Source organism: Mycoplasma pogonae (assembly GCF_054170725.1).
Genome location: NZ_JBSWZS010000008.1, coordinates 17,168 through 29,229, shown reverse-complemented (window position 1 = coordinate 29,229; position 12,062 = coordinate 17,168). Strand labels below are relative to the sequence as shown.

General features: G+C 27.5%; 1 protein-coding gene. It reads left to right on the top strand.

Translation table 4 applies throughout. The features are described from left to right. Positions 1-445: 445 nt before the first annotated feature. Positions 446-11,695, top strand: coding sequence for a hypothetical protein (locus ACW95P_RS03280; protein WP_457961805.1), 11,250 nt, complete (start codon positions 446-448; stop codon positions 11,693-11,695). Positions 11,696-12,062: the final 367 nt, after the last annotated feature.

The following is a 12,062-nucleotide window of genomic DNA, read 5'->3' as shown; positions in this document are numbered from 1 at the left end:
TGTTTTATTGATTTAAAAACCAAGAAGTAAACTTTTGAAAATTATTTAAAATACCAAATTAGGCTTTTTAAATAAAAAAAAACAAAAGTTTATTTTTTTTTATTTAGCAATTTTTTTAAACTACAATAATTTAACGAAATGAAATTAAAAATTTATCTTTCAAAATATATAAGATTAAAGTTACCTAATTTTTAATTTAAGTGATTTTAACTATTTGCTTATATATATATATATATATATATTAAAATATAGATAACTAATAATTATAAGGCATATTTGGTTCTATTTATTAGTTGTTTTTTATTTTTGCTAAAAAATTATTAAATATTCAAAAATAATTTTTTTATTTAAGAAATTAATTCAGGATTAAACTAATTAATTTTAATTAATCAATTTACTAATTTAATAAAATTAATTAGATTAAATTTTTTGAAAGAAGGTTTTTATGAAAAAAACAAATAATAATTTTAAATTGCAGAATTTAAGAAAAACTGGTTTATTTGTTTTATCAACCATTCCATTAATAGCATCAAGTATTGCCATTTCGCGGGTAGGTAATGGACCTAATGACTGATATGATGGTGAAAGTATTATGGGTTGAATTGAAAATCCTGTTAACAATATCAAAAATTTAACCCCTGGTCAAAAAGAAGCATTCGCTAATGGTAATGCCCATGCTTTTGGAAAAAATGATATTCGCCAAGTTGAATCTGATATGGCTGAGCTTTATCAGCGCTATATAGCTATGAAAAAAATAATGGACAATCCTAGTGGAAAATATTACCCTCATTTTTCTCAAACAGAAAAATTTATTAGACCTATTTTTGAACAAGCAATGAAAGATGCTGAAAACGCTTTATCTAATCCAAAATACAATGTAATTAATTTTGTTGAAATTCAAAAATTAGGGGAAGATCTATATAAAAAATGAAATGCCCTTGATGGATTTGAAAACATTCTTCTTAAAGAAGTTGCCTCAAGAAAAGTTTTAACACCTGCTATAAAAGCTTATTTTAATAATTGAATAATAGATAATTTAAGATCTATACGAGAAAATGAAATGGGCGAAAGAAATAACATAGATGACACCTATTTAGCAAAAATTGAGGAATGAAAAAAAGATATTAATGAAGCAACCAAAAAAATGGAAGAATTTAAAGCTTTTATTAATTCATATAAAATTAAAAAAAATGAAGCCAAGTATCAAAAATCAACACCAAGATTAAAAGAAGAATTTGATAATGCTATTAAAAATGCAGAAACAGCCAATATTTCAACACCTGAAATAATTAGTGAAAAGCAAAAAATTATTGATGCTTGAAATAAACTTGATGGATTAGTAGAATCAAATCAAAATTTAATAACACTAGAACAAAAAATTCAAGAAATTAATAATTTAGACAAACTATCCAATGAATATAAACAACAAATAATTAATTTAATAAATAATACAGGTAGACGAAGAATTAATTTAAACAAACCAAATGATGAATATATTAAAATAATAGATAGATTAATTGTTGGAGCCAAAGAAAGAAATGATCAATTTCATACAATTGTTGAAGCTTTTAAAAATTACCAAAATACTATTGGTACAATTAAATACGATGAAGCAAGCAATAAATTAGAAGAAGATACAAAAGTTTTCAAAGCTTTATCAGAACTTTTTGTAGACCCATCAGAACCTGATGGTTCACTTAGAAAAACCGCTGATAATTATGTAAGTAAATCATATGATTTACAATATTTTAAATTAAAATTTGGTCCAAATCCAGAAAAAGTTCAATCGATAATTGCAAGTATAAATCAAGCAAAAGAAGATTTAAATGGTGTTGAAGAATTTGAAAGAAAAAAACAAGCTTTAATAAATAAATTAAATGAAGAACCGTTAGTTAATTTAAACACATCAACTAAAAATGATATAAAAAATAAAATTGCCGCTGCAAAAAATTCTTCAGAACTTTCTGATATAGAATCCAAAGCTAATGATTTAAATAAGGAACTGAAATATTTAAAATCTGTTATTTCAGATATGGAAACCTATAAAACAAATGGCGAATATACATTAGCAACTAATAAAAGTGAATATGATGAGGCTTTACAATCTCTAAAAAATAAATCAAATACTAATTTATTTGCAAACTCAGTTGATGAATTATCTAAATTTATTTCTAATGGAGCACAAGCTAAAACTAAATTAAATGGTTTAGAAATTAGAAAAAAACAATTAAAAGATAAATTGAAAACTTTGCCACTAAGTAATTTAAATCAAGAAACAAAAGATGTAATTGAAACAAAAATTAATGAAGCTCGTCTAGTTTCTGAAGTTAATTCACTTGATAGCAAAGCTACAGAAATTGCTAATGCATTTAAAGAATTAAAAGATAAAATTACTGAAATGGAATCATATAAAACTAATATTGATTACACATTATCAGATGAAAATTTAAAAACAGCTTATGATAATGCTTTGGCCGCATTAAAAACTAAAAATACTACAAATATTTTTGGCGACACAGTTGATTCACTTACAAACTTAGTTCAAGCTGGAACGACAGCAAAAAATAATTTAAATGGAATTGAACGACTTCAAAGTCAAAAACAAGTAAAAGCTGACCAATCTAAAACTGCAATTAATAGCTTGAATAAATTAAATAATGATTTAAAAAATGAATTCAAAACAAGATTGGATAATTTAAATAAAACTAATGTAGGAGAAACATTAACATCTTTTGAAACAAAAGTTAATGAAATTAAACAAGAAGCAACTACTTTAAATAACTTATTTACCGGAATGAATACGGCTTTAACTAAATTTAGAGATAAATACCACATTGAAACTAATGGTAAATTATCAACTAATTGAGATACTGAAAAAGAAAAAGTTTTATCTGCAATTGATGAAGTAGTAACAATTAGCTTATCTAGAGATATTAACAGTACTTATGATTTACAAACTAATAGTAGAGTTATGTTTAAACCTGGAGCAAATGCTACAAAAGTTCAAGAAATAATTTCACTAATTAATGCTGCTACAGCTGCATTAAATGGAGATGTAATAGCTAAACAAAATGCTTTAAAAGCAGAATTAGCTAAAGAGCCTTTTAGTAAATTAAATTCTGCTATAATCCAAAAAATCACTCAAGAAATTAATGATGCAACAACATTAGAATCATTAAATTTAATTGAGACAAAAATTAATAATGCCAATGCAGTTGTGAAAGAAATCAATGATAAAGTTAGTCAACTTATAAATATGGAAGCATTGGCAAAATACAAATTAGCTAGCGAAGATAAGCGAGCAAGTTTTAATACAATTAAAAATAATATTGAAAGCCTACTAAATCAGGATTTATTTGAAGCTACAAAATTACAACAAGCTAAAGAAACACTAAAAACATTTAATGATATTGATTTAGATGGAGACAAAAATTTAGAAGCTGCTGTTGCAAAATTAAATAACTTAACAAATATTGAGGTTACACAAAGAACAGCAATTGTTACAAAAGCTCAAAATTTAAATGAAACAGATAATAAAACCAAATTAGATAATTTAGTTACTACATTCACTACAGTAAATAACGATATTGCAACAAAACAAGGTACAATAGCTGGTTTATCGCATTTATCGTCCGAAGTTCAAAAACACTTCAAAAACCAATTATCAAATATTGACCCTAGTTTAGATAAAACACAAATTGATACAAAACTTGCTAAAGATCTTAATGCTGCTACAACATTAAATGCTAAATTTTCAGATTTAGAAGCTAAATTAAAAGCTTATACAGATGTAATTGGCACACCAAAACACAATTTAGCAACTAACAAAGATGATGAAGATAATAAAGTCATAGCTGAACTTACTAAGGTTTTAGCGACACCGACTGTTTCTGCATTAACTGACAAAACAAGTATTGCTAGTGGAACTTTGAGTGTAACTGATGATACTGACGTCACTAAAGTAATTAATGCAATTGATAATTCATTAAAAGCACTTGACGGGGAAAATGTTCTTAAAAAACAAAAAACAGAATATGCTAATGAGATCAAAAACCAAATTAAAGCCTTATCACATCTTTCAGATGATTTAGTAACTGAATTTGGTAATCGAATTAGTGCACTTGTTACAGCTAATGCTAATGATGCAACTCAATCACTAGATGACTTTAAGTCATCAATTGATACTTTAAAAACAGAAGCTAACAATTTAAATAATGACTATGATAAATTAGCTAATGCTTTACAAGATTATTTAAGTACATTGGAAGAAACTAAATACATTAAAGCAACTAATCAAAATGAGCAAAATGATGCAGTATTTGCAGCACTAAATGAAGTGTTGGAACCAAGTGTTACAAAGCCTAGAAATTTAACCAAAGACTATACAATTGCAGTCCCAAAAATTAAATTAGGCACAACAACAGATACAATTACTAAAGCTGTAGCGAAAATTACAGCAGCTAAAGCGGCGTTAAACGGTGAGCAAGTTGCATTAGATGAATTTAAAAAAGAATTAAATGCAAAACTTGACAATACCCCATTTAAAGATGTTATTGATGCCAAATTTATTAATACAATTAAAAAAGATATTGAAAAGCAGAATACTTTAACTGGCTTAGATTCAATTAAAGCTAAAATTGATACAGCTATTGATTTAATTACCAAAATTAATCAAAAAAGTGCTGAATTAAAAGCTAATAAAACAACTGATAATTACCAATTAGCTAATGATGATAAAAAACTAGCATTTGATAATTGAATTACAAAAATTGATGAGTTTTTAAAGAAAGATATTTTTGATGCATCAGAAGTGGCTAAAGCAAATGAAAAATTAGCCACAGCAATTCCGGAATTAAATGGCGATATAAACTTATCTACTTCAAAAGCCAAAGTTGCTGGACTAGAGAATTTATCAGTTTCTCAAAAAACCCAAGCAGAAACCAAATTAATGGATCGAGCGCAAGTAGCTAATAAAACAACACTTGATACAGCTGATGCAACATTGAGATCTATTAATAATGCCTTAAGAACAAATAAAGAATCTATTACTAACTTAACTCACGTTAATGAAAGTAATAAAAAAGCATTTGCAACAGCTTTAGAAGCAATTGATATCACTAATATTTCAACCGAAGAAGCTCAAAAAGCAATTGCTAAAATCGTGGATAAAGCTACTGCCTTAAATAATGAATTTATCAAACTTAAAGAAGCGCTAGATCAATACACTAATACAATTGGCAAAACTAAACATGATCTTGCTTATGATAAAGACAAACTAGATCAAGATGTGCTAAATGCCTTAAAATCAGTTTTAGATGATGTAACTGCAACAGATTTAACTAAAACTTTTGACATTAGTGCTAACAAATTAAAAGTAGCCACTGCTGCAGATGTACAGACAGCAATTACTAAAATTAATGAAACTTTTAGCAAATTAAATGGCGACAAAGTTTTAGAAAACAAAATTAATGCTTTTGTTACTACATTAAGTAGTGATGAAAATTTGCAAAAGTTAAATGATGCAACTAAACAAGCAATTACAGAAGCTGCCAAAGCAGCTAAAACTGAAGCTGAACTAAATGATGTAAAAGACAAAGCTAATAAAGCATTAGAAAATAAAACTGCACTAGAAAAAATTCTAGCTGACTTACAAGCTGTCAAAAATTTAGCAGATTACAAATTGGCTTCAACAAATAAAGCAAATGATTTTGATACAAAATTAGCAGAATTGGAATCAAAATTAGCTAATGAAAATATCTATGATAAAACAACAGATGAAATTAACACGCTTTCAAAACCTGCCCAAGATGCTAAAAGTGCTTTAGATGGTAAGAATAATAAAATTGAAGCCAAAAATGAAATTGATAAATTAACTAATATTAATTCAACTGAACGCATTGATATCAAAACTCAAATGGATGACTTAGCAAAAATTGATACCAAAGCTAAATTAGATAAATTAGTAAGCGATTATCAGGACATTAATAGTGATATTGGAGCTAAAAAAACAACAATATCAGGATTAACTAACTTAACTCCAAGTGTGCAAAATCATTTCAATGATAAATTAGAAAATATTGACACAACACAAGATAAAGCTACAATTAAAGCAAAAAATGCTGCAATTGTTACTCAAGCAACAGAGTTAAATAATAAATTTACTGAATTATCTACAAAATTAAAAAACTACACTGATCTTATCGGTAGCGCAAAACACGATTTAGCTACTAATAAAGACGCTCAAGATGCTGCTATTATCGCTGCTGTTAATAAAATTTTAGAAACACCACAGCTTACAACATTAACAAATACAAGCGCTATTAATGATGGAAAATTAAGTGTTAATGATGTTGCAAAAGTTACTGAAGCAATTGTTGCAATTGAAACTGCAATTAATGCACTTGATGGTGAAACTGTTTTAGAAACACAAAAAACTCAGCTTGCTAATGAGGCCAAAACTGCAATTAGTAATTTAGATCATTTATCACCAGAATTGGTAAAAGAATTTACTGATCAAATTGAAGCTTTACCAAAAGATAATAAAACGCAGAATAAAGAAACTTTTGAAGCAGAAGTAGCTAAAATTAAAACTGCCGCCGAAAATCTAAATAATGAATATGATAAAGTTGATCAAGCTTTAAAAGGTTATTTAGCTGTTTTAGATAAAGTGCAATATACAAAAGCAACTAATGCTGATACTCAAGACAAAGCATTATTTGATGCACTTAATGAAATACTTCAAACCCCAGTTGCAAAACCAAATCCATTTAATAATGAATATAAAATTGTTAATCCTAAAATGAAAGTGGGGACTACTTCAGATAAAATCACTAAAGTTGTAGAAACAATTGCGGCTGCAAAATCTGCCTTAAATGGTGAAGCTGTTTTAAAACAACAAAAAACCGATTATGCCGAAGCTATTAAAAAAGAGATTGGGGCACTAAATCACATTTCGGTTAATTTGGCAAGTGAATTTGATGAGCAAATTAATAAAATTGCAGAATCTCATTTAGATAATTTAGATCAAGACTTAGATGATTTTAAAGCACTAATAGATGCTGTAAAAACAACAGCCCAAAAATTAAATAATGAATATTCAAAAGTTAATACTGCTTTTATTGATTATCAAAGCACAATTGGAACTAATGCTTATGATCATGCAACTACTAAAGATGCTCAAAATGATACAGTATTTGCAGCCTTAAATACACTTGTTGATCCAAAATTAACAAAACCAGCAACATTAACAAAAAATTATAAAGTTGATAATTTAAAACTAGCATCAGGAACTACTTTAGCAAAAATTACTAAAGCAGTTGAAGACATCAAAAATGCCAAAGCTGCCCTTGATGGTGATCAAGTGGTTTTAAAAAACAAAAAAAATGAATTGAAGGATTTATTAAAAAAATCACCATTAAGCGATCTTCCAGACGGTGTTAAAAATAAACTAAAAGAAGAAATTGAATCTAAATCTAATTTAAATGATTTAGATTCAATCAAAGATCGCATTGATACTGCTAAAGATGTAATTGAAAAAGTTAAAACACAAATTACTGATTTAACAACTAAAAAAGCTACTCCGGATTACAAATTAGCTGATGAAGCAAATAAAAATAATTTAGATGAAGCATTAGCAAAATTAAATGAAGATTTAACTAAAGACTTATTTGATCAAACTAATGTAGATCAAGCTGAAAAAAATATTGATGTAGCTAAAAATGTAACATTAAATGGTGATGCACACCTACAAGCTGCTAAAAAAGTAATTGATGATTTACTTAACTTAAGTGATGATCAAAAAGAACAAGCAAAAGCTAAATTAGATGAAATTGCAAATTCACCAACTAATGCAGCAGGTAATCCAACTTCAAAGACAGATTTGGATGCAGCTGTGGAGAATTTTAAAGCAATTGATGAAAAAGTAAAAATTGCTAAAAATAAGATTGCTGATTTAAACCATTTAAATAAAACTGTTATAAATAATGCAAAAGATGAAATTAATAAAATCAACATCAAAGACCTTTCAAGCAATGAAGTAAAAGCGAAAAGCGATGAAATTGTTAATAAGTTAACAGAAGTACACAACCAATTTGATCAATTACAAACAAAGTTAAAAAAATACACTGATACAATCGGTACTATAAAACATGATTTAGCAAATGATGTTAATGCAATTGATCAAGAAATAAAAAACACGGTTATGAATGTGATTGATAATTTACCTAGCGGTGACTTAGTAAAAGATTATGATATTAGTAGTTCAAAATTCAAAACAGTAAATGCTGAAGATATTAAAACAGCGATTAAAGCAATTGAAGATGGATTTAGTAAATTAAATGGTGAACAAGTTTTAGCTGCGAAAGTAAAAGAATTAACAGATAAATTAACTAATGATGCAAATTTAAGCACTTTAAATCAAACAACGAAAGCTGCAATTATTGATGAAGCTAATAAAGCACAAACACTTGCAAAGTTAAAAGACATTGAAGACAAAGCAAATCAAGCTGTATTAGACAAAAATAAATTGCAACAATCAATTAACGATTTAAAAACCGCAAAAGAAACAGCAAATTACAAATTAGCTGATCCAACTAAACAAGCAGATTTTGATTCAAAACTCACTGAATTAGAGAATGCTTTAGCTAATGATAATTTATACGATAAAACAACCGATGCAGTTGATGCGCTTTCAACCCCTGCCAAAAATGCAAATAATGCTTTAGATGGTAATAGCAATTTAGCAAAAGCTCTTAGAAATATTGAGGGTATGACAAATATCCCTGCAGAACCACAAAGAGCTGCGATAAAGTCTCAAGCTAATAATTTAGCAGAAACTAATAGCAAGGTTGCTTTAGATGCTTTGGTCACAAAATTTACTGCAGTAAATGCAGCCATCGCTAATGCTAATGTTGAAATTGATAAATTAAATCACTTATCACCGGAATTGCAAGCTCAATTTAAAGTAAAAGCTGCTAATATTGACATCAAAGCTGACCAAACCGCAATCACAAATACAATTAAAAAACATGAAAATAATGCCAAAGCTCTTGAAGCTAAATTTGCTGAGCTTGCTGATGCGGCAGAAAAATACAAAGCCGCTATGGAAACCCCAAAATATTTAGAAGCTGATCCAGCAAATCAAATTTCACAAAACCAAAAAGTTCAAGAAGCATTAAAATCTGTTTTAAAAGATAAAACTTATAATGATTTTGCAAGTGAATTTGACAGAATTAATAATGAAACCTTAAAAGCTGATACAACACTAGCTAATGTTGAAGCTGCAATTGCCAAAATTAAAGATGCACTCAATTCATTAGATGGCACCAAGCAAGTTGATGATGTTAAAAAAGACTTAAAAGACAAAGTCAATAACTCGGATGGAATTTACAATAAATTAAATGAAACAACTAAAGATGCTATTTTAGATGAAATTAACAATGCCAATACCGACACTAAAGCTGAAGTTAATGACATTGATCAAAAAGCTAAAGAAGCTCTTGACACGCATAATAAATTAACTGATAAAGTTAAAGAATTAGAAGATTTTAAAAATAATCCAAATTACAAATTAGCTTCTGATGCTGAAAAAACAGTTTATGATAATGCAATTACAAAGTTAAAAGAAGAGCTAAATAAAAATCTTCTTGATCCGAATAATAAAACTACATCTAATACAGCAATGAGTGATGCTGATGCAGCTAAAACCGCTCTTGATGGTAATACTAATTTAGCAAAAGCTAAAGAAGAAATTGACAAACTAACTAACTTACCAGACAGAGTTAAAAATGACATTAAAAATAATTTAGATACAATTGCCACTTCAGGAGATGGAAGCAATTCAAAATTAACTGATGAAGTTAATAAAGCAAAAGAAACTGCACAAAAATTAGCTGATACAATTCAAGCAATTGATGGACAAACAAATCTTTCTGATGCTGCTAAAACAGCTTTAAAAGATCAAGCCAAAGCAATTGATGCTAATAATTCAGTTGCTGAGATTGCTAAAAAGCTTGATGAATTGACTCAAAAAGCAAAAGATTTAAATGACAAATTTAATGATTTAAAAGATGCATATAATAAATATAAAGATGCAATGGATAGTGCCAAATATAAAGATGCAACTTTAGAAAATAAAACTGAGCAAGATGAAGCAGTTAGAGCTGCAACTGACAATGTTTTAGACTCACCAACCACACCAAGTACCACAACCGAGTTACAAGGTAAAATTAAAGATACAACAACAATAGCTGATTTAGATCAAGCAATTAAAGACATAGAAAAAGCACTAAATAATTTAGATGGTGATACCGAATTACAAAAAGCAAAAAACGAATTAGTTGATAAAACCAATCCAGGTAATACATTAAATCCGTTAAATGAAGCAACTAAAAATGCAATTAAAGAGGAAGTTAATAATGCTACTTCGAAAAAAGATATAAAAGAAATTAGTGACAAAGCTAATGAAGCATTAAATACTTTAAAAACAATTGAAGAAGAAATTAAAAAATTAAATGATGCTAAAACTAGTGATGATTATAAATTAGCTAGCGATGATAAAAAACAACAATTTGATGAAGCTTTAAAACAGTTAACAAATTTAAAAGATAGTAACCTATTGGATTTAACCACTAAAGATAAATTAGATAAAGGGAAAACAGCTAGCGATGAAGCAATCAAAGCTTTAGATGGACAAAAAAATCTTGATGCAGCCAAAAAAACAATCGATGAGCTAACTAATTTATTGCCTAAAGATCGTGAAAAAGCTAAAGAAGGCATCCCTACTACTTCATTGAACGATTTAAATAAATATGTTGATGACATTAAAGCAATTAATGATGAAATCAAAAAACAAAATGATTTTATTGATAAGTTACCAAATCTTTCTGATGAAGCCAAAGCACAAGCCAAAGACAAGATTGCTGAGGTTGTTGATTTAGATAAATCTAAGGAAGAAAATATTGAAAATATTCAAAAAGTAGTTGCTAATATTTTAGATATTAATAACTACTTTAATGATTTAAGAGAAGTAATTGATAACTACTTATCAGTAAGACAGACACCAACCTACACAGCGTCAACAAATGGTGTTGAACAAGATCAAAAATTTGTGAATGCTTTAAATGAGGTAATTGCAAAACAAATCACCAATCCTGATGACAATATTCTAAATCGCTTTAAAGCCGGAGTTAATGAGGATAAAATTAATGAAGCGATTGTTAAAATTAAACAAGCTACTGCAGATTTAGATGGAAATATTGAAGTCAATAAATTTAAAGATAAATTAATTGATATGATCGATAATGATGCAAAATATAAACATTTATCACAAGCTACTAAAGAATCACTAAAAGCAAAAATTTATGCTATTAATCCAAATGAAAGTAATTGAAAAGAACAGCTAAATATCATTCTTTCAGAAGCTGAAGATATTATTACAAGAGTAAATCAAGTTTTAGCAAAAATTGTCAAACTTGAAACCTTAGGTGCTACAAAATATAAAACAGAAATTACTGAATTAAAAAAAATATTAGGACAAGATTGAACACGTCCAATCCACTTACCAGAAGATGAGCTGGTTGATAATCAAAATTCTAAATCACAACCAACTAACAAATTGTGATGATTATTATCACTTTTGGGATTGATTCCACTTTCATTAGCTGCTCTTTGAGCTAAACTGAAAAAGAAAAAATAGTTAGCAAATTTTTTAAGCAAACTATTTTTTATTAGTGAACAAAAAACAAAATTGAAGTGCTCCCGGAAAGTTAAACAAAACTGCTAAGACAAGCATTTTTTGTTTAAAAACTAATAAAAGAACAAAAAAATCAAATTTATAAAGAATCTAAAAGACAATCTGTATTAAATTTAGCAAAAAATGCATTAACTCCCAAAAGTTAAAAGCTTTAAATTTACATATTTAAATGAGTTTTTATTGATTTCTTTAAAAATTATTTAAGCCCTCAAATTTATTTTTACAAATTTTGTGGCAAACTGCATTGTATTTCAATCTTAATATTTTTATTAAAAAACAAAGAGTAGGTCAAAATAGCCTACTCTTTTAA